The sequence below is a fragment of the Propionibacterium freudenreichii subsp. freudenreichii genome (genome assembly GCF_000940845.1).
GTDB classification, from domain to species: Bacteria; Actinomycetota; Actinomycetes; order Propionibacteriales; family Propionibacteriaceae; genus Propionibacterium; species Propionibacterium freudenreichii.
In genome coordinates this window covers 616914-637235 of the sequence record NZ_CP010341.1, presented here as the reverse complement: position 1 = coordinate 637235, position 20322 = coordinate 616914, and the positions used below count along the sequence as shown (strand labels likewise).

The 20322-nt window shown below is 64.8% G+C and carries 15 protein-coding genes and 1 tRNA gene; all 16 read right to left on the bottom strand.

The genetic code is table 11. The features are described 5' to 3' along the window. Nucleotides 1–5: 5 nt before the first annotated feature. Nucleotides 6–1196, bottom strand: coding sequence for an elongation factor Tu (gene tuf / locus RM25_RS02580; protein WP_013160483.1), 1191 nt, complete (start codon nucleotides 1194–1196; stop codon nucleotides 6–8). Nucleotides 1197–1430: 234 nt separating this feature from the next. Beyond that, nucleotides 1431–3530 carry an elongation factor G gene (gene fusA, locus RM25_RS02575; RefSeq protein ID WP_013160482.1) on the bottom strand — a complete coding sequence of 700 codons (2100 nt, stop codon included), beginning with the start codon at nucleotides 3528–3530 and terminating at the stop codon, nucleotides 1431–1433. A 170-nt stretch (nucleotides 3531–3700) separates the two neighbouring features. After that, nucleotides 3701–4171, bottom strand: a complete 471-nt coding sequence (gene rpsG, locus RM25_RS02570; protein WP_013160481.1) for a 30S ribosomal protein S7 — start codon at nucleotides 4169–4171, stop codon at nucleotides 3701–3703. Then, the gene (gene rpsL, locus RM25_RS02565) at nucleotides 4171–4542 is read right to left on the bottom strand and encodes a 30S ribosomal protein S12 (RefSeq protein WP_013160480.1); all 372 of its coding nucleotides are present in this window, start codon (nucleotides 4540–4542) and stop codon (nucleotides 4171–4173) included. Before rpsL ends, rpsG begins: the two co-directional genes overlap by 1 nt. Nucleotides 4543–5001: 459 nt before the next feature. Next, nucleotides 5002–8892 (bottom strand): DNA-directed RNA polymerase subunit beta', encoded by a 3891-nt coding sequence (locus RM25_RS02560; protein WP_013160479.1) that lies wholly within the window; start codon nucleotides 8890–8892, stop codon nucleotides 5002–5004. Nucleotides 8893–8993: 101 nt separating this feature from the next. After that, the gene (gene rpoB, locus RM25_RS02555; protein ID WP_013160478.1) at nucleotides 8994–12470 is read right to left on the bottom strand and encodes a DNA-directed RNA polymerase subunit beta; all 3477 of its coding nucleotides are present in this window, start codon (nucleotides 12468–12470) and stop codon (nucleotides 8994–8996) included. 325 nt (nucleotides 12471–12795) lie between these two features. Continuing rightward, a complete protein-coding gene (locus RM25_RS02550) occupies nucleotides 12796–13422 on the bottom strand; it encodes a hypothetical protein (RefSeq protein ID WP_036939644.1) in 627 nt (208 codons plus the stop codon). Between the two features lie 270 nt (nucleotides 13423–13692). After that, nucleotides 13693–14088 carry a 50S ribosomal protein L7/L12 gene (rplL, locus tag RM25_RS02545; RefSeq protein ID WP_013160476.1) on the bottom strand — a complete coding sequence of 132 codons (396 nt, stop codon included), beginning with the start codon at nucleotides 14086–14088 and terminating at the stop codon, nucleotides 13693–13695. Between the two features lie 16 nt (nucleotides 14089–14104). Continuing rightward, entirely contained in the window at nucleotides 14105–14752 is a 648-nt protein-coding gene (gene rplJ, locus RM25_RS02540; protein WP_044636012.1) for a 50S ribosomal protein L10, read from the bottom strand. A gap of 368 nt (nucleotides 14753–15120) precedes the next feature. Then, complete coding sequence (locus tag RM25_RS02535) at nucleotides 15121–16071, bottom strand: lipoyl synthase (protein ID WP_044636011.1); 951 nt, start codon at nucleotides 16069–16071, stop codon at nucleotides 15121–15123. Then, nucleotides 16068–16940, bottom strand: a complete 873-nt coding sequence (gene lipB / locus RM25_RS02530) for a lipoyl(octanoyl) transferase LipB (RefSeq protein ID WP_097775927.1) — start codon at nucleotides 16938–16940, stop codon at nucleotides 16068–16070. The genes RM25_RS02535 and lipB overlap by 4 nt, the downstream gene beginning before the upstream one ends. Before the next feature lie 167 nt (nucleotides 16941–17107). Next, nucleotides 17108–17818, bottom strand: a complete 711-nt coding sequence (rplA, locus tag RM25_RS02525; RefSeq protein ID WP_044636010.1) for a 50S ribosomal protein L1 — start codon at nucleotides 17816–17818, stop codon at nucleotides 17108–17110. Between the two features lie 119 nt (nucleotides 17819–17937). Then, a complete protein-coding gene (gene rplK, locus RM25_RS02520) occupies nucleotides 17938–18366 on the bottom strand; it encodes a 50S ribosomal protein L11 (protein WP_013160471.1) in 429 nt (142 codons plus the stop codon). Nucleotides 18367–18475: 109 nt separating this feature from the next. Next, a complete protein-coding gene (gene nusG, locus RM25_RS02515) occupies nucleotides 18476–19354 on the bottom strand; it encodes a transcription termination/antitermination protein NusG (RefSeq protein WP_044636009.1) in 879 nt (292 codons plus the stop codon). 19 nt (nucleotides 19355–19373) lie between these two features. Further along, a complete protein-coding gene (secE, locus tag RM25_RS12230; RefSeq protein ID WP_230846381.1) occupies nucleotides 19374–19961 on the bottom strand; it encodes a preprotein translocase subunit SecE in 588 nt (195 codons plus the stop codon). A 169-nt stretch (nucleotides 19962–20130) separates the two neighbouring features. Beyond that, nucleotides 20131–20203, bottom strand: a tRNA-Trp gene (locus RM25_RS02505). Nucleotides 20204–20322: the final 119 nt, after the last annotated feature.

Below are 20322 nucleotides of genomic sequence, written 5' to 3'. Positions count from 1 at the left end.
CAAGCTCACTTGACGATCTCGGTCACGCGACCGGCGCCGACAGTGTGACCACCCTCGCGGATGGCGAACTTCAGGCCGACCTCCATGGCGATGGGCTTCTGCAGCTCGACCTCCATGTCGGTGTTGTCACCGGGCATCACCATCTCAACGCCGTCGGGCAGCACAACGGTGCCCGTGACGTCGGTGGTGCGGAAGTAGAACTGAGGGCTGTAGTGGCTGAAGAACGGCTTGTGACGGCCGCCCTCGTCCTTGGTCAGCACGTAGACGCTGCCCTTGAACTCAGTGTGGGGGGTGGTGGTGCCGGGCTTGGTGACGACCATGCCGCGCTCCACGTCCTCCTTCTTCGTGCCACGAAGCAGCAGACCGACGTTGTCGCCCGCCTGACCCTCGTCGAGGATCTTGCGGAACATCTCGACACCGGTGACGGTGGTGGTCTGGGTGTCGGCCAGGCCGACGAGCTCGACGGTCTCACCAGTGGTGATGACGCCACGCTCGATACGACCGGTCACCACGGTGCCACGACCGGTGATGGTGAAGACGTCCTCAACGGGCATGAGGAACGGCTTGTCGGTGTCGCGCTCGGGCTGCGGGATGTAGTCGTCGACTGCATCCATGAGCTTCATGATCTGCTCGGCCCACTTCTCGTCGCCCTGCAGGGCCTTGAAGGCCGAGACGCGGACGACCGGGCAGTTCTCGCCGTCGAACTCCTGGGCGGTGAGCAGCTCGCGGGTCTCCATCTCAACGAGGTCAATGAGCTCCTCGTCGTCGACCATGTCGCACTTGTTCAGGGCAACGACGATGGCGGGGACGCCGACCTGGCGGGCAAGCAGCACGTGCTCGTGGGTCTGCGGCATGGGGCCGTCAGTGGCGGCCACCACGAGAATGGCACCGTCCATCTGGGCAGCACCGGTGATCATGTTCTTGACGTAGTCGGCGTGCCCGGGGCAGTCGACGTGCGCGTAGTGACGCTTCTCGGTCTGGTACTCAACGTGCGAGATCGAGATGGTGATGCCGCGCTGACGCTCCTCGGGAGCCTTGTCAATATCGTCGAACGCCTCGAACGAGTTCCACTGCGGGTACTTGTCCGCGAGCACCTTGGTGATCGCGGCGGTAAGCGTTGTCTTGCCGTGGTCAATGTGTCCGATGGTGCCGATGTTGCAGTGCGGCTTCGTCCGCTCGAAATGGGCCTTTGCCACTGGGGCTCCTCCTGATGTCGCGTCACGCTGGCTTGCGGGACGCCCGTGTTTGGGTTTCTTGGTTATGCGAGTTCACATGCTGTGCCGGCACTGTTGCCGGCCGCGGTGATACACGGGCGAAACCCGTGAACCTTATCAATTGTTGTCCACGCATCAAGCAGAGTCAAACGCCGATGCGCAGGGTGGTTTCCCGCCCGCTAAGCCGTAGCATACGCGGGCGGGAAAACCGGTCGATCACTCGGTGCCGTGCGCCTTGGCGATGATCTCGTCGGCGATGCCCTTGGGCACGATGCCGTACGACTCGAACTCCATGGTGTACGTGGCCTGGCCCGAGGTCTTCGCGCGCAGGTCGTTCACGTAGCCGAACATCTCGGCCAGCGGAACGGTGGCGCGAATCACCTTGTTGCCATGCTCGTCGGCCATCTCCTTGACCCGGCCGCGACGACCATTGAGGTCGCCGATCACCGTGCCGAGGTACTCCTCCGGCGTGGTCACCTCAACGGCGAACTCCGGCTCGAGCAGGGCGGGATCGGCGCGGCGCGCGGCCTCCTTGAAGACCATCGAACCGGCGATCTTGAAGGCCAGCTCCGAGGAGTCGACGTCGTGGTAGGCGCCGTCGGTGAGGGTCACCTTGATGTCCTCCACCGGATATCCGGCGAGCACACCGAACTGCATGGCCTCCTGGATACCGGCGTCAACCGCGGGGATGTATTCCTTCGGGATACGTCCACCGGTCACGGCATTGACGAATTCGTAGCCGGTGCCTGCGGGCTGGGGCTCCAGGTCGATGATGACCTTGGCGTACTGGCCCGAACCACCGGACTGCTTCTTGTGCGTGTAGTCGATGCCGGTGACCGGACGACGCAGGGTTTCGCGGTAGGCGACCTGCGGGGTACCGATATTGGCCTCCACATGGAACTCGCGCTTCATGCGGTCGATCAGCACGTCGAGGTGGAGCTCACCCATGCCGGCGATGATCGTCTGGCCGGTTTCCTCATCGGTGTGCACCTGGAAGGTCGGATCCTCCTCGGCGAGGCGCGAGATGGCCACGCCGAGCTTCTCCTGGTCGGCCTTCGACTTCGGCTCGATGGCCTGCTCGATCACGGGATCGGGGAAGGTCATCGACTCCAGCGCGATCGGGTTCTGCGGATCGCAGAGCGTGTCGCCGGTGCCGGTGTTCTTCAGGCCCATGACGGCGCAGATCATGCCGGCCGGCATTTCCTCGACCTCTTGGCGCTTGTTGGCGTGCATCTGGTAGATCTTGCCGATGCGCTCCTTGTTGCCCTTGGTCGAGTTGAGCACCGACTCACCGGTGGTCAGCACGCCCGAGTAGACGCGCACGAAGGTTAGACGGCCCAGGTGCGGGTCGGCCGCAATCTTGAAGGCCAGCGCGGCAAGCGGCTGGTCCTTGGCGGGATGGCGGTCGATCTCCACCGACTCGTCGCCCGGCTTGAAGCCGACGACGGCGGGGATGTCCAGCGGGCTGGGCAGGTAGTCGACGATCGCGTCGAGCAGGGGCTGCACGCCCTTGTTCTTGAACGAGGTGCCGCAGACGACGGCGGTGAAGGCATTGGCGAGCACGCCACGGCGGATGGCCGCCTTGAGGTCCTCGTTGGTCCAGTCCTCGCCACCCAGGTACAGCTCCATGAAGGTGTCGTCGTTCTCGGCGACGGTCTCGATCATCTCGGCGCGGGTGGCCTTGGCCTTCTCGGCCAGCTCGGCCGGGATCTCCTCGACCTCGTAGTGCTCGCCGAGCTCGGTCTCGCCACGCCAGGTCTTGGCGTCCATGTCGATCAGGTCGATGATGCCGATGAAGTCAGCCTCGGCGCCGATCGGCAGCTGGAGGAGCACCGGCACGGCGTGCAGGCGCTCACGGATCGTCTGGACGCACCAGTCGAAGGAGGCGCCCGTGCGGTCGAGCTTGTTGATGTAGCAAATGCGGGGCACGTTGTACTTGCTCGCCTGACGCCACACATTCATGGTCTGCGGCTCCACGCCGGCAACGCCGTCGAAGACAGCCACAGCGCCATCGAGCACGCGCAGGGAGCGCTCCACCTCAACGGTGAAGTCGACGTGCCCGGGGGTGTCGATGATGTTGATCTGGTAGTTGTTCCAGAAACAGGTGGTGGCAGCAGACGTAATGGTGATGCCGCGCTCCTGCTCCTGCTCCATCCAGTCCATGGTGGCCGCGCCGTCATGCACCTCACCGATCTTGTGGTTCACACCGGTGTAGTACAGGATGCGTTCAGTCGTAGTGGTCTTACCCGCGTCGATATGGGCCATGATGCCGATGTTGCGCACCTTGGCCAGGTCGGTCTGGAGATCGATGGCCACGAAGTTCCAACCTCTGTTCTTGAAGTTAAAGAGTGTTTACAAAGTCTTTGGAGCGGGCCTGCGCCCACTTCCTGGTGCAGTGGGCGACGCCCACGGCTTGATGGGGTGGGCACGTGCCCACAGCAGGGCAGTACCCCCGCCCGGTGGGGCGGGGGTCTGTCAATGGTTTTCTACCAGCGGTAGTGCGCGAAGGCGCGGTTGGCCTCGGCCATACGGTGGGTATCTTCGCGCTTCTTCACCGAGGCACCCAGGCCATTGCTGGCATCCAGGATCTCGTTCTGAAGGCGCTCGGCCATCGTCTTCTCGCGGCGATCGCGCGAGAAGCTGACCAGCCAACGCATGGCCAGCGTGTTCGAGCGGGCCGGCTTGACCTCGATCGGCACCTGGTAGGTGGCGCCGCCAACTCGACGGGAGCGCACCTCGACGGCGGGCTTCACGTTCTCGAGGGCCTTCTTGAGCGTCTGGACCGGATCGACGCCGGTCTTCTCGCGGGTTCCCTCCATCGCGGTGTACACGATGGACTGGGCAACGGTCTTCTTGCCGTCGACCAGGATCTTGCTCACGAGCTGGCTCACCAGCGGCGAGCTGTACACGGGGTCAACGACAACGGGGCGCTTGGGCGCGGGTCCTTTGCGAGGCATTACTTCTCCTTCTTGGCGCCGTAGCGGCTGCGGGCCTGCTTGCGGCCCTTGACACCCTGGGTGTCCAAGCTGCCGCGAACGATCTTGTATCGGACGCCGGGAAGGTCCTTCACACGGCCGCCGCGCACGAGCACCATCGAGTGCTCCTGAAGGTTATGGCCGATGCCGGGGATATATGCAGTCACCTCAATGCCCGAGCTCAAGCGAACACGTGCCACCTTGCGCATGGCGGAGTTCGGCTTCTTGGGAGTGGTCGTGTAGACGCGCGTGCAGACACCACGACGCTGGGGCGAACCCTTGAGCGCGGGGGTCTTGCTCTGACTGACCTTGTCACTACGGCCCTTGCGGACCAGCTGCTGAATGGTAGGCACCTGCTGGAATCTCTTTCGTTATGTGGACTGGATCTGCTTATGACGCAGCTCTCCCACCCGCCTCACGATGCACCCAGCAACTGATGGATCTGAAAGGACGATTGGGTCGCTGCCGCACGAATCCTAGACCGCCGTGACCGCCTCGCAACGAACAGGAGCCAGGTCGGGAGGGCACGCGCTTTCATCCGGGCAAACCGAACCAAGTAGAAACGATACCCGCCGCATTCAAGCCGGTCAAACGGCACTCTGCGGGCCCGTGCGCACCGGTCTCCGACCGGGCCCCGCTTCCCCCGCCCGCTGGCCGCGTTGGGGCAGCCCACGCGAGCGGGGCAACACCTGCGGCGAACCGGCGGATGCCCGCAGGACGCACAACCGGGCCGGAGCCATGACGGCTCCGACCCGGTTGTGTCGCAACGTACCCCCGAAGGGATCAGCGTCGCGGGTTCAGCATTGCGTGGATCAGCGCAGGTCGCCGAAGTCCAGATCGTCCAACGGCACTGCGGCGCCCGAACCCGACCCGAAGTCGTAGTCGAACGGATCGTAGTTCACCTGGAACGAATTGGCCTTGGCCTCTGCGGTCGGCTCCACCCTGATATCGCGGTAGCGCTCGAGCCCGGTACCCACCGGGATGAGCTTGCCGAGGATCACATTCTCCTTCAGACCGACCAGGTGGTCGGACTTGCCGTGGATCGACGCATCGGTGAGCACCTTGGTGGTCTCCTGGAACGATGCGGCCGACAGCCACGATTCGGTGGCCAGGGAGGCCTTCGTGATGCCCATCAGCACCGGACGACCCTCTGCCGGACGGCCACCCTCCTCGACTGCCTTGCGGTTGGCTGCCTCGTAGGTCTTACGGTCAACCAGTTCGCCGGGCATCATCGGGGTGTCGCCGGACTCGATCACGGTCACGCGACGCAGCATCTGCCGAATGACGATCTCGATGTGCTTGTCGTGGATCGGTGAACCCTGCGAGGCGTACACCTTCTGCACTTCCTCCACCAGGTGCTCCTGCACCTTGCGGAGGCCGCGCACACGCAGCACGTCCTGCGGGTCGATCGTGCCGCCGGTGAGCTGCTCACCCACGCCGACATGAACGCCGTCGGCGATCGAGTGGCGCACCCGGTTCGAATCCTCGAACTCCAGGCGTGCACGGCGCGGCAGCGCGTACTCAACGTCCTCGCCACCGTCGTCACGCACGATCGTGAGCTTGCGCCCGCGATCGGTCTCCTCGATCTTCACCCGGCCATCAGCCTCGGCGATCGGCGCCTTGCCCTTCGGGGTACGTGCCTCGAACAGCTCGACCACGCGGGGCAGGCCCTGGGTGATGTCGTCGCCAGCCACACCGCCGGTGTGGAAGGTACGCATCGTCAGCTGGGTGCCGGGCTCGCCAATCGACTGGGCAGCCTGGATACCGACTGCCTCGCCGACCTCGACCATCTTGCCGTTGGCCAACGACAGGCCGTAGCACTTGGCGCAGGCACCGGTGGTGGCCTCACAGGTGAGGACCGAACGCACCTTGATGCTCGTGATCCCAGCGCGGATGGCATTGCCCACCACGGTGGAGTCGAGCATCGTGCCCGCCTCGATGACGACCTTGCCGGACTCATCGGTGGCGTCGGTGGCCAGGATGCGTCCGTGCACCGAAGTGTCGAGCATCTTGGCGGGAACCAGCATGCCGTCGGCACCCGGCTCGGCGATGGCCTTCATCAGGCCACGCTCCGTGCCGCAATCCTCCTCGCGGATGATCACGTCCTGCGAGACGTCGACCAGTCGACGCGTCAGGTAACCGGAGTCTGCGGTACGCAGTGCGGTATCGGCCTGGCCCTTTCGACCACCGTGGGTGGAGATGAAGTACTCCAACACCGTCAAGCCCTCACGGAAGTTCGACTTGATCGGGCGCTCAATGATCTCGCCCTTCGGGTTGGCCACCAGACCACGCATGGCAGCGATCTGACGCATCTGGGTCATGTTTCCACGAGCACCGGAGTTCACCATCATGTAGATGGGGTTGGTCTTCGTGAAGTTCTTCTCCATGGCGTCGGTCAGCTCTGCCGTGGCGTCATTCCAGATCTGCACCAACTCACCACGACGCTCCTCCTCGGTGACAGCACCGCGGTCGTAGAGCTTGTCGATCTTGGCAGCCTTCTTCTCGTAGCTGGCCATGATCTCGGGCTTGTTCGGGGGCGTCTGCACGTCACCGATCGAGACCGTGACACCCGACTGGGTGCCCCAGCGGAAGCCCATGTCCTTCAGGTTGTCGAGGGTTGCGACAACCACCGGACGCGGGAACCGGATGGCCAGGTCGTTGATGATGGCCGACAACTGCTTCTTGCCGACGTGCGAGGTGACATAGGGATAGTTGTCCGGCAGCGCCTCGTTGAAGATCACCTGGCCCAGGGTGGTGTCAAGCAGGAGCGAACCATCGGCACGCTGCTTGTCCTCCAGGCCAACCGGCGGGACGACCCCGCTCAGGCGGATCTTGCACTTGGCACGCAGGTCGAGCTGGTGCAGGTCGTAGGCCATGACGGCCTCGGCCTTCGAGCTGAAGGCACGCCCCTCGCCCGTCAGACCGTCGAGGTCCTGGGTGAGGTAGTACATGCCGATGATCATCTCGTGGCTCGGCAACGCGATCGGCTTGCCATCGGCAGGCTTCAGGATGTTGTTCGAGCTCAGCATGAGGATGCGGGCCTCGGCCTGTGCCTCGGCGCTCAGCGGCAGGTGCACTGCCATCTGGTCACCATCGAAGTCGGCGTTGAAGGCCGCGCAGACCAGGGGGTGCAGCTGGATGGCCTTGCCCTCGATCAGCAGGGGCTCGAAGGCCTGGATGCCGAGACGGTGCAGCGTCGGTGCGCGGTTGAGCAGCACCGGATGCTCACGAATGACCTCGTCGAGCACGTCGAACACCTGCGGACGCTGGCGATCAACCATGCGCTTGGCGCTCTTGATGTTGGGCGCGTAGTTGAGGTCGTCCAGGCGCTTCATGACGAAGGGCTTGAACAGCTCCAGTGCCATCTGCTTGGGCAGGCCACACTGGTGCATCTTCAGCTGCGGACCGACCACGATGACCGAACGGCCCGAGTAGTCGACGCGCTTGCCGAGCAGGTTCTGACGGAACCGGCCCTGCTTGCCCTTGAGCATGTCGGACAGCGACTTGAGCGGGCGATTGCCCGGACCGGTCACCGGACGGCCGCGACGGCCGTTGTCGAACAGCGAATCGACGGCCTCCTGCAGCATCCGCTTCTCGTTGTTGACGATGATCTCGGGCGCACCGAGGTCAAGCAGCCTCTTGAGGCGATTGTTGCGGTTGATCACGCGACGGTACAGGTCGTTGAGGTCGGAGGTCGCGAAACGGCCACCGTCGAGCTGCACCATCGGGCGCAGGTCCGGCGGGATGACCGGGACGGCGTCCAGCACCATGCCCATCGGCGAGTTGCCGGTGTCGAGGAAGGCGGAAACCACCTTGAGGCGCTTCAGGGCACGCGTCTTGCGCTGGCCCTTGCCGGTGAGGATGGTCTCGCGCAGCGAATCGGCCTCGGCGGCCAGATCGAAGGTCTCCAGGCGACGCTTGACAGCCTCGGCGCCCATGAAGCCGTCGAAGTACTTGCCGAAGCGGTTCTTCATCTCGCGATAGAGCACCTCATCGCCCTCGAGGTCCTGCACCTTGAGGCCCTTGAAGCGGTCCCAGACGGCGTCAAGGCGATCCAGCTCGCGCTGTGCGCGGTCGCGGATGGTCTTGAGCTCCTTCTCACCGCCGTCCTTCACCTTGCGCTTGGCATCGGCCTTCGCGCCCTCTTCTTCAAGCTTCGCGAGGTCTTCCTCGAGCTTGCTCATGCGCTTTTCCACATCGGCGTCACGACGACCCTCGATGTGCTTGTGCTCGGTGGCGACCTTGGCCTCCAGGCTCGACAGGTCGCGGCTGCGCGCGTCCTCGTCGACCCTGGTGATCATGTAGGCGGCGAAGTAGATGACCTTCTCGAGGTCCTTCGGCGCAATGTCGAGCAGATAGCCCAACCGGCTCGGCACACCCTTGAAGTACCAGATATGGGTGACCGGTGCGGCCAGCTCGATGTGGCCCATGCGCTCACGGCGCACATTGGACCGTGTGACCTCGACGCCGCAGCGCTCGCACACGATGCCCTTGAAGCGGACACGCTTGTACTTGCCGCAGGCGCACTCCCAGTCACGGGTGGGGCCGAAGATCTGCTCGCCGAACAATCCATCACGCTCAGGCTTGAGCGTGCGGTAGTTGATCGTCTCGGGCTTCTTCACCTCGCCGTACGACCACCCACGGATCTGGTCCGCGGTGGCGAGGCCGATCTTGAGTGTGTCGTATGTGTTGACGTCCAGCACGTTGATTCTCTTTCCCCTGCTACCAGCAGGCGGGTCAAAACAAGTGAATGTCTGTTGTTTTGTCGTGGGACGGGCCGGGGCCCGACGCCGCTAGCGCGGCATCAGCCCTCGGACTCCAACTTGTACGAATCAGTTCCGGGACGACGGGACAGGTCAATGCCCAACTCGTCGACCGTGCGGTAGTCATCCTCGGTCTCGCGCAGATCAATCACTGCCCCATCGGAGCCGAGCACCTCAACGTTCAGGCACAACGACTTCATCTCCTGGACGAGCACCTTGAAGCCCTCGGGAATGCCGGGCTCGGGGATGTTCTCGCCCTTGACGATGGCCTCGTAGACCTTCACTCGGCCGGCCACGTCATCGGACTTGATGGTGAGCATCTCCTGCAGGGCCCAGGCTGCGCCATAGGCCTCGAGTGCCCACACCTCCATCTCGCCGAAGCGCTGGCCGCCGAACTGGGCCTTACCGCCCAGGGGCTGCTGGGTGATCATCGAGTACGGACCGGTGGAACGGGCGTGGATCTTGTCGTCGACGAGGTGGTGGAGCTTCAGCATGTACATATAGCCAACGCCCACCTCCTCGGGGAACTCCTCGCCGGTGCGGCCGTCGAACAGCGTGGTCTTGCCGTCGCTGTCGACGATGTGATCGCCGTCGCGGTTGGGCAGGCCATGCGCCAGCAGGCCGGTGATCTCGTGCTCCTCGGCGCCGTCGAAGACCGGGGTGGCCAGGCGGACGTCGCCGTCCACGTGCTCCAGCCCGACCTCACGCAGGTGCTCGGCCCACGGATCGGTGGCGTCGCCGAGATCCCAACCCGAGTGGGCAATCCACCCGAGGTGCATCTCGAGCACCTGGCCCAGGTTCATGCGCGAGGGCACGCCCAGCGGGTTCAGCATGATGTCCACCGGAGTGCCATCGGCCATGAACGGCATGTCCTCGATCGGCAGGATCCGGGAGATGACGCCCTTGTTGCCGTGGCGACCGGCGAGCTTGTCGCCCACCTGCACCTTGCGCTTCTGCGCAACGTAGACGCGCACCATCTGGTTGACGCCGGGAGGAAGCTCGTCGTTCTCCTCACGATCGAAGATGCGCACGCCAATGACGGTGCCCTCCTCGCCGTGCGGAACCTTCATGGACGTGTCGCGCACCTCGCGGGCCTTCTCGCCGAAGATCGCGCGCAGCAGTCGCTCCTCAGGGGTGAGCTCGGTCTCGCCCTTGGGCGTGACCTTGCCGACCAGGATGTCGCCGGGGCGGACCTCGGCGCCGATGCGCACGATGCCACGATCGTCAAGGCTGGCGATCATGTCGTCGGAGACGTTCGGGATGTCGTGGGTGATCTCCTCAGGCCCCAGCTTGGTGTCGCGGGCATCGACCTCGTACTCCTCGATGTGGATCGAGGTGAGGATGTCCTCGCTCACGACGCGCTGGGAGATGATGATCGCGTCCTCGTAGTTCAGGCCACGCCAGGGCATGAACGCGCACAGCAGGTTGCGGCCCAGGGCCAGCTCGCCCTGGTCGGTGCAGGGGCCGTCGGCCAGCGGGGTGCCGGCCTCGACGTGCTGTCCGGGGGTGACGATCGGGCGCTGGTTGACGCAGGTGCCGGCGTTCGAACGCTGGAACTTCTCCAGCTTGAACGTCTGGTACGTGCCGTCATCGCAGGCGATGTCGATGAGGTCGCCGGTGACACCGGTGACGGTGCCGGGCTTGGACGCAAGCGTCACCTCGCCGACGTCGACAGCGGCGCGGTACTCCATGCCGGTGCCGACATAGGGCGACTCATTGCGCACCAGCGGAACGGCCTGGCGCTGCATGTTCGCACCCATCAGGGCTCGCGAGGAGTCATCGTGCTCGAGGAACGGGATGAGGGCCGAACCGACCGACACCATCTGGCGGGCCGAGACGTCGATGTAGTCCACCTCGTCGGCGGGCACCAGGTCGACGTCACCGTGGCTCACGCGCACCAGCACGCGATCCTCGGTGAGCTCGCCCTTGTCGTTCATCGTGGCGTTGGCCTGGGCGATGACGAAGCGGTCCTCCTCATCGGCGGTCAGGTAGTCGATGTGGTCGGTGACCAAGCCCTTGTCCACCTTGCGGTAAGGGGTCTCGATGAAACCGAAGGCATTGACCCTGGCGAAGGATGCCAGCGAACCGATCAGGCCGATGTTCGGGCCCTCAGGGGTCTCGATGGGGCACATGCGGCCGTAGTGGCTGGGGTGCACATCTCGCACTTCCATGCCGGCGCGGTCGCGCGACAGGCCACCGGGGCCCACGGCCGAGAGGCGACGCTTGTGCGTCAGCTCGGCGAGCGGGTTGTTCTGGTCCATGAACTGCGAGAGCTGGCTGGTGCCGAAGAACTCCTTGAGCGCCGCGGTGACCGGACGCACATTGATCAGGGTCTGGGGCGTGATGGCCTCGATGTCCTGGGTGGTCATGCGATCACGCACGACGCGCTCCATGCGGCCCAGGCCGGTACGCAGCTGGTTCTGGATCAGCTCGCCCACCGTGCGCACCCGGCGATTGCCGAAGTGGTCGATGTCATCGGGCTCGACGGGCAGGCCATCAGCCAGCTCGGTCTTGCCCTCGTGCAGCGCACAGATGTAGTGGATCGCGGCCACGATGTCGTCCATCGTGAGCACCTGCTGGTCGTAGGGCAGGCTCAGGCCGAGCTTCTTGTTGATCTTGTAGCGGCCAACCTTGGCGGTGTCATAGCGCTTCGGGTTGAAGTAGAAGTTGTCCAGCAGCGTCTGGGCAGCATCGCGCGCCGGGGGCTCGCCCGGACGCAGCTTGCGGTAGATGTCGAGCAGGGCCTCGTCCTGGGTGGTGACGTGGTCCTTCTCCATGGTCATGCGGATCGACTCGTACTCGCCGAACTCCTCGAGGATGCGCTCCTCGGTCCAGCCGAGTGCCTTGAGCAGCACGGTGACATTCTGCTTGCGCTTGCGGTCGAGGCGCACGCCCACGGTGTCGCGCTTGTCGATCTCGAACTCGAGCCAGGCACCGCGGCTGGGGATCACCTTGCAGGTGAAGATGTCCTTGTCGCTGGTCTTGTCGGGGGTCTGCTCGAAGTAGACGCCCGGCGAACGCACCAGCTGCGAGACGACGACGCGCTCGGTGCCGGTGATGATGAAGGTGCCCTTGTCGGTCATCAGCGGGAAATCGCCGATGAACACGGTCTGGCTCTTGATCTCGCCGGTGTCATTGTTCATGAACTCGGCGGTGACGAACAGCGGAGCGGCATAGGTCGCGTCGCGATCCTTGCACTCCTCAATGGTGTACTTGGGTTCCTCGAAGCGGTGGTCCCTGAAGCTCAGGGACATCGTCTGGGAGAAGTCCTCGATCGGGGAGATCTCCTCGAAGATCTCCTCCAGTCCGGACTTGGTGTTGACGTCGGTGCGACCCTCCGAGAGGGCCTGATCCACCTCGTTCTGCCAGTTCTCGTTGCCGACGAGCCAGTTGAACGATTTCACCTGCAGATCCAGCAGGTTGGGGATTCCCAGAGGTTCACGGATCTTCGCGAACGAGATCCGCCCTGTGGTGGAGACGACATCGGAGTTGTTCAACGCAGTGCGCGAGGCGGCCAAGATGTGGTCCTTCCAAGAACTCGCAAAAGGTTCTTTGCATGCAAAACGGCCCGTGTCAACACGGGTCAACTATGTGGAGATAGGCAAAAGCCAACTGTACACACTACAGGAGGGCAACACAAGCCGGCGACCGCCAAACGCGGTCACCTCGTGCGCTCCGTCAGTCCAGCGACGCCGTTGTCACTGCACCATCATGCGAACCACACCGAAGATGATACGCAACACGCCGGCGATAGCAATTCACCGGGCCGACTCGCGCGTGGCGATTCATCGTGGGCACATCGCCGCCGGCCGCGCAGGGCCCTCCCCCGCGGGCCACCGTGGCTCAGCGCGGGTGGAGCTGCAGGGGGTCGCAGCGGTCGGGCGGGGCCGACCCGAACTGGTCGGAGCACCAGTTGCGCACATCGTCGGCGGTGGAGAAGGTGCCCGAGACGATGATCACGAACGTGAAGCGGTCGTCGACCACCGGCGGGTTGTAGGTGGAACGACGCAGTAGGCGCACTTCACGGCCGGCACCGGGGTCGTTCTTCTGGGCTGATTCGAAGCGGGCCAGGGCAGCAGGGGCCCCACTGGGCGATGCGCTTCCACTGGGGGTCGGGGTCGGCTGGCTGGGCGGCACCACCACCGAGGAGCCGAGCTCGGCGACCCATTGGTTGGTCAGTGGCTGGGTGGCCGTCCAGCCCTGGTCGGACAGCCGGACGAGTTCGGAGTAGGCCCGTGAATCGGTGGACACGGCGTTGGAACTCGACGAAGCCGCCGTGGGGACCCCGGTGCTGGGCAGGGCCGTGTTCCAGGTTCCCGCGCGCGAGCCGGGCTGATTGGTGTTCTTGGAGGTCATCACATTGACCACGGTCATCACCGCCACGACCAGCACCGCCACCCCGATGGCCACCAGTCGCACGCTCGTGGACAGGCCGGGAATGATCCTGCGCCACCAGTGTCGTCGTGCCATGCGCGGGACTTCCCCCTTCATCACTCGTCGTCTGCGTGCCAACTCCCATGGTGCCCCATCGCAGCCGTGCCGCAAGTCGTCTGTGGACGAGCGGCGCGACCGGGAGGCAGCCGGGCCCCGGAAAAGCCAGTGGTTGCCGGAAGGACAGGAGGTGCCGGACAAGACAGTAGGGGTGGGGCAACGAGTTGCCCCACCCCTACTGGTGGATCAATGCTCAACGCGTCCGGACCAGTGGCCCGGTTGCGTCACCGCATCAGTCAGGTGACTGGGTCACTTGAAGGAAACGGTGGCGCCGGCGCCCTCGAGCTTCTCCTTGGCGTCGTTCGCGGTGTCCTTGTTGACCTTTTCCAGGACAATCTTCGGAGCGCTCTCGACGAGGTCCTTGGCATCCTTGAGGCCGAGGCTGGTGAGCGCGCGGACCTCCTTGATGACCTGGATCTTCTTGGAGGAGTCAATCGAGTCGAGAACGACGTCGACCTCGGCGTTGGCGTCGTCAGCAGCGCCCTCGCCTTCGCCAGCGCCGGCTGCCGGAGCAGCGGCGACGGCCACCGGAGCGGCGGCCTTCACGTCAAAGGCATCCTCGAATGCCTTCACGAAATCGGACAGTTCGATGAGAGTCATGTCCTTGAACTGGTCAAGGAGCTCTTCAGTGCTCAGCTTCGCCATGATGGGGCGTCCTTCCTTATTCGTTCGATGCAGCGTCAGCTGCGTCTGCTGATTCCTCAGCAGCGCTTGCTGCCTCGGGTGCCGATTCCTCGGCGGTGTCTTGCTTCTGGTCGGCGGCGGGGGTTCCGGCCCCACCGATGACTGAGGGATCTCCCTGCGCCTTGCTCTCCAGGGCGCCCATGAGGCGGGCAGCCTGGCTCAGCGGTGCAGCGAATGTGGCCACGGCATTGCTCATGGACGCCTTCATGGCACTTGCCAGCTTGGCGAGCAGTTCCTCGCGCGAACCAATGTCGGCGAGCTTGGTGACCGTTTCGGCGTCGAGGATTTGTCCATCCATGACGCCGCCCTTGATGACCAGAAGCGGGTTGGCCTTTGCGAAGTCACGCAGACCCTTCGCCACCGTGGCGATGTCACCTGAGATAAAGGCGACAGCCGTCGGGCCGGTGAGCTGGTCGTCGAGTCCTTCGACGCCAGCCTCCTTGGCAGCGAGCTTGGTCAGAGTGTTCTTCACAACGGCGTAACTGGCGTTGTCCCCGAGCGATCTGCGTAGATCCTGCAGATCCTGCACGGAGAGTCCGCGGTACTCGGTCAGCACTGTGGCGTTGCTCTCGGTGAACTTCTCCGTGAGCTCCGCAACGGCCGCTGCCTTGTCAGGTTTCGCCATTGGGTCTCCTTCCCACTTCTCGTACAAGTGAAATCTCGTACGCGTCGAAGACCCTGGTAGGTCCGCCCATCATCGGGTGCGATACCCGGACAAGAAAAAATCCCCGGCGCGCTGGCGTCCGGGGAGGGCTGGGCGTGAACCCAAACCTGTGTCGGTCACCTACGCTGGCGCTCTCTCGAGCTTGTGGTCGAAACCACCGGCGGTCTTCGGCTTGGACAACTCTAGGGCGCTTGTCGCCGTAGAGCAAACGAGCACAGCAGGGCGCTTGCCGCCGTAGAGCAAACGAACACAGCAGGGCGCTTGCCGCCCCGGGGCAAACGAACAGGGCACGACGCCTGCCGCCGTGCCCTGCCCGTGCCTGGTGGTTGCTATGCCTCGGCAGCCTGCGCGGCGGCCTCGCGTCCACTCATGGCCTGGCGGTAGAGCTTGCCGGCCCGGTAGCTGGAACGCACCAGCGGGCCGCTCATCACGCCCATGAAGCCGATCTGGTCGGCCAGCTTGCCGAATTCGACGAACTGCTGGGGGGTCACCCAGCGGTCCACGGGGCGCAGCGTGACATTGGGACGCAGGTACTGGGTGATCGTCACCAGTTCGGCACCGGCGTCGTGGATGTCCTGCAGGGCCCGGGCCACCTCGTCGTCGGTCTCGCCCATGCCGAGGATGAGGTTCGACTTGGAGATGACGCCGGCCTCATGGGCCATCGTCAGCACCTGCAGCGAGCGGTCGTAGTCGAATCCGGGACGGATCTGCTTGAACAGGCGCGGCACGGTCTCCACGTTGTGGCCGAACACCTCCGGGGCCGCCTCGAACACCTGGTCGAGCAGTTCCTGCTTGGCGGAGAAGTCCTGGGCGAGCATCTCGACACCCACGCCGGGGTTCTGGCTGTGCACCTGGCGGATGGTCTCGGCGCACAGCCAGGCACCCTCGTCGGGCAGGTCATCGCGGCAGACGCTGGTGATCGTGGCATAGCGCAGGCCGAGCTGCTTCACCGACTCCCCCACGCGGCGGGGCTCGTCACGGTCGTAACCGGTGGGACGTGCCGACTCGATCTGGCAGAAGTCGCAACGACGCGTGCAGTGCTCACCACCGATCAGGAAGGTGGCCTCCCGGTCTTCCCAGCATTCGAAGATATTGGGACACCCGGCCTCCTGGCAGACGGTGTGCAGGCCCTCACCACCGGTGCGCTCGCGCACATCGAGGTATTCGGGGCCCATGGACAGCCGCGTCCGCAGCCAGGCGGGACGTCCCTTCTCGATGGGCGTCTGGGAGTTCTTCTTCTCGATGCGCAGCAGGCGTCTGCCCTGTGCTGGTGTGGTCATAGCCGGATCTCCTTGACGACATTGGGCTGGGGCTGGTGATGGTCGGCGGCGGGATGGTCCGCGGTCGGGTGATGGAAGGCCGCGTGCTGGGTGCGCGGCACGTCGGGCGACATCTGGTAGGGGGCGAACGACATCATCTCGGTGAGATGGGGCGTCAGGTCATCGGCCACCTGCGACAGGGAGGGCGCCCGGCCCAGTTCGCGGCGGATCGAGGTGACGTCGGCGTCGTCGATCCCGCAGGGCACGATGTTGTCGAAGCGATCGAAGGCAGGGTCAACGTTGAGCGCGAAGCCGTGCATGGTGGTCTGGTGGGCGCAGCGCACCCCGATGGCACAGATCTTGCGTTCAGGACGGATGCCGTCGGAGGCGAGCCACACGCCGGTGCGTCCGGGAATGCGGCCCGTCGCGATGCCGTACTGGGCGAGCAGGCGGATCACCGCCTCCTCGACGCGTCGCACATAGTCCACGACGCCCACGCCGCGCTGCAGGAAGATGATCGGATAGCCGACCAGCTGGCCGGGACCGTGCCAGGTGATGCGCCCGCCGCGGTCGACGTCGACCACCGGCGTGCCGTCGAAGGGACGGTCCTCGGGCTGGGTCTGGCGTCCGGCGGTGTACACCGATTCGTGCTGCACGTACAGGACGCGGTTGGGGCTGCGGTGGTGGGCGACGGCGTCGAGGATCTCGCGCTGGTGCTCCCACCCGGTCTCGTAGTCGTAGAGGGCGCCGGGGGCCGCGTCCAGGCAATGGCGCTCGTAGTCCAGTCCGGCGGGATGGGTCACCCAGTTCGGCGGCAGGACGCCATTGACCGCCTGGGGCGTTGTGGGTTGCACCGTTGCTTCCTCGCGCTGATCTGTCACGGCGACCATGCTAACCGCCCCGTGTGCCGCAACGCGGACCGCCGTGTCACCGGGTGGAATGCGTTCTCCGCGGGCGAAGCCTGCCATCTTGGGCTCGGGCGAAGCCCCACGCACAAGGGCCGGGGCCGGCCCCACCCGAAGGTGGCACCGGCCCCGGCCCTATCAGTGCTGCTGGATCAGGAAGAGACCTCGCTGGCGGGACGTGCCGCCACCGGATCAACCTGAACGCCCGGGCCCATCGTCGTGGACACGGTGATCTTCTTCACATAGCGGCCCTTGGAGGTGCTGGGACGAAGACGGTAGACCTCATCAGCGGCGGCCCGGAAGTTCTGCTCCAGGGCGTCGGTGGTGAAGCTCAGCTTGCCGACGATGAACTGCAGGTTCGAGTGGCGATCAACGCGGAACTCGATCTTGCCGCCCTTGATGTCGGAGACGGCCTTGGTGACATCCATGGTCACGGTGCCGGTCTTCGGGTTGGGCATGAGGCCGCGGGGGCCGAGCACGCGGCCCAGACGACCAACCTTGCCCATCAGGTCGGGCGTGGCGACGACGGCGTCGAAGTCAAGGTAGCCGTCGTTGACGCGTGCGATGAGGTCATCGCCGCCCACCTCATCGGCACCCGCTTCGAGGGCCTCGGTGGCCTTGGCGCCCTGGGCGAAGACGAGGACCCGCGCCGTCTTGCCAGTGCCATTGGGCAGGTTGATGGTGCCGCGCACCATCTGATCCGCCTTGCGGGGATCAACACCGAGGCGCATCGACACCTCGACGGTCTCGTCGAACTTGCCGGGCGTGTACTGCTTGATGATGGCCAGTGCCTCATCGGGCGTGTACAGCTGCTCAGGGTCACTGAGTGCAGCATCTGCCCTGTAGCGCTTGGAGTGCTTCATATCTGGTTCCTTCCTTTCAGCCTCGCGGGCTGATTCACCAGTTCCTGGTTCGGGCGCACGACCCTGCCAGTTGTCGGGTGCTGGCCCCCGGATGCAGGATCCGTTGCCAGCGGGGATCGCTACTTGACGGTGACGCCCATGGAGCGGGCGGTTCCTGCAACGATCTTCATGGCCTGCTCGACGCTGTTCGCGTTGAGGTCGGGCATCTTGGTCTCAGCGATCTCACGCACCTGGTCAGAGGTGATGGTGCCGACCTTTTCCTTGTCCGGCTGACCGGAACCCTTCTGCACGCCGGCCGCCTTCTTGATGAGCTCGGCCGCCGGAGGCGTCTTGGTGATGAAGTCAAAGGTCCGGTCTTCGTAGATCGTGATCTCGGCCGGAACGATGGTTCCACGCTGGGCTTCCGTCTTGGCGTTGTATGCCTTGACGAACTCCATGATGTTGACACCATGCGGTCCGAGGGCGGTGCCGACGGGAGGCGCAGGGGTCGCGGAACCAGCTGCGATGGCGATCTTGACGACCGCCGCTACCTTCTTCTTAGGAGGCATGTTGGGTCCTTCTTCACATTGCTGGTTGCCCGGCGCACGCTGCAGGGACGATGTGCCGGAATTCAGAGGGGCGCCCTGACGCCCGACCCCGAGGGGTCATGCAGATCTTCTAGTCGATGACCTTTTGGATCTGCGGGAAGGTCAAGTCTACCGGGGTCTCGCGACCCAGGATCTCGACATCGGCCTTCAAGCGTTGGTTGTGCGTATTGATCTCGGTGATGGTGGCGTGCACCCCGGCGAAGGGTCCGTCGATCACCATGACCTGGTCGCCCACGGCGTAGTCGACGACCTCGACCTTCTCCTGGTCGGCGCCGGCCTTCGCCTCGCCGGACGCGACCACCTGGGCGGTGACCGACGGGGTGAGCATGTGCTCGACCTCCGACAGGTCCAGCGGCGCGGGGGTCTGGCCCTGGCCGACGAAGCCGGTCACCGACGGGGTGTGGCGCACCGTCGACCAGCTCTCATCGGTCATCTCCATGCGCACCAGCACGTAGCCGGGCATGAACACGCGGGTGACCTTCTTGCGCTGTCCCTTGCGCATCTCGACGGCGTCCTCGGTGGGCACGACCGTCTCGTAGATGTAGTCCTCCATGTTGAGGGACTTCACACGATTGTCGATGTTCTGCTTGACGCGGTTCTCCATGCCCGAATAGGTGTGCACCACGTACCACTCACCGGGCTTGACCACCAGATCGTCGTGCAGCTCCTCCAGGGCCTTGGCGACGGCCTCGTCCTCCTGGGAGGGGGCCTCCTCGTCGGGCTTCTCGGCGTCCTGATCGGCCGCGGGCTCGGCCTTGTCGGCCTCACCCTCCTCGGTGGGCAGTGGGCCGAGGTTCAGCTCGGCACCGGACTTGGCATCGTCGTCGCTGAAGTCAGCGAAGTCCAGGTTGATGCCGGTATCGGTATCACCCTGGTCGTCGTTGGATCCGAGATTGAGCTCGGTCTCCTCGAGGGGCTTGTTGTCGCCCTCGTCGGGAGTCTGCGTCACGTCTGTCTTCCTCCTAGTATCAGCCGAACAGCCACAGCAGGAGCCGGGTGAGTCCGAAGTCCAGTCCGGCCACGACGGCCATGATGAACAGCACGAAAACAAGGACGACAACGAAATACTGGCCGGTCTGCTCGCCGGTGGGCCACACGACCTTCTTGAGCTCGCCCACCGACTGCTTGGTGAATGTAATGGGGCCGGCGCGCTTGTGGCCCTTCTTGGCCTGGGCCGGCTTGCCCGCCTTCGCACGGGCACCGCCGGCCTTGCGCACCGGGCTGGTGCTGTGCTTGCGGACGATCGGCGTGGGCTTCTCGTCCTTCGCCTCATCGGCGCGACGCTCCGCCTCGTCCAGCTGCGACTCGTCGTCGATCCGGACGTCGTCGGGGTCACCCTTGTCGGGCGTCGAATCCACCGTGTCGTCGGCGTTGGTCAGCTCTTCGGCATCGGCGTCATCGATCACTGCCGGATCGGGTTCGCCATTGGCCTCGGGCAGCATGGAACCGGGCAGGTCATCTGCCTCCATGTGCTCACCGGTCGAGCGGTGGCGCTTCACAGGGCCGGACTGGGCCTGCTCAGCGCGACGTTTTGCGCGCTCGCTCCGGTCTGCCACGAATTGCCCTTCATCGACGTTGAGGGGCGTCCGGGTGGGCGCCCCTGATGGATGGACCCCACCGAACCGGAGGAACCGGAACGGCAAGCCCTGTGATCATGCATGGAATTGGTCCACCAGAAGCGAGCCTAGTCGGCTGCATCTGCGAATCACGGATCCCGTGCTATCGCAGGGCACGAGGGACTCGAACCCCCAACCTGCGGTTTTGGAGACCGCTGCTCTGCCAGTTGAGCTAGTGCCCTTCGGCGCTGTGACGAGCAGCGCATTACGCGGCTCACCGACACCGTCAACCAGAGAAGTCTAGCGAATCACCGCCCGCAGTGCGAACTCGTACCCATCGGCCGCAAACCCGTCGGTCGGG

Excerpts from the sequence above, each read along its gene's own strand:
- rplJ (WP_044636012.1), bottom strand. The coding sequence starts at position 14,752 with ATGGCGAAACCTGACAAGGCAGCGGCCGTTGCGGAGCTCACGGAGAAG.
- RM25_RS02535 (WP_044636011.1), bottom strand. The coding sequence starts at position 16,071 with ATGACCACACCAGCACAGGGCAGACGCCTGCTGCGCATCGAGAAGAAG.
- rplL (WP_013160476.1), bottom strand. The coding sequence starts at position 14,088 with ATGGCGAAGCTGAGCACTGAAGAGCTCCTTGACCAGTTCAAGGACATG.
- lipB (WP_097775927.1), bottom strand. The coding sequence starts at position 16,940 with ATGGTCGCCGTGACAGATCAGCGCGAGGAAGCAACGGTGCAACCCACA.
- rplK (WP_013160471.1), bottom strand. The coding sequence starts at position 18,366 with ATGCCTCCTAAGAAGAAGGTAGCGGCGGTCGTCAAGATCGCCATCGCA.
- RM25_RS02550 (WP_036939644.1), bottom strand. The coding sequence starts at position 13,422 with ATGGCACGACGACACTGGTGGCGCAGGATCATTCCCGGCCTGTCCACG.
- rplA (WP_044636010.1), bottom strand. The coding sequence starts at position 17,818 with ATGAAGCACTCCAAGCGCTACAGGGCAGATGCTGCACTCAGTGACCCT.
- rpsG (WP_013160481.1), bottom strand. The coding sequence starts at position 4,171 with ATGCCTCGCAAAGGACCCGCGCCCAAGCGCCCCGTTGTCGTTGACCCC.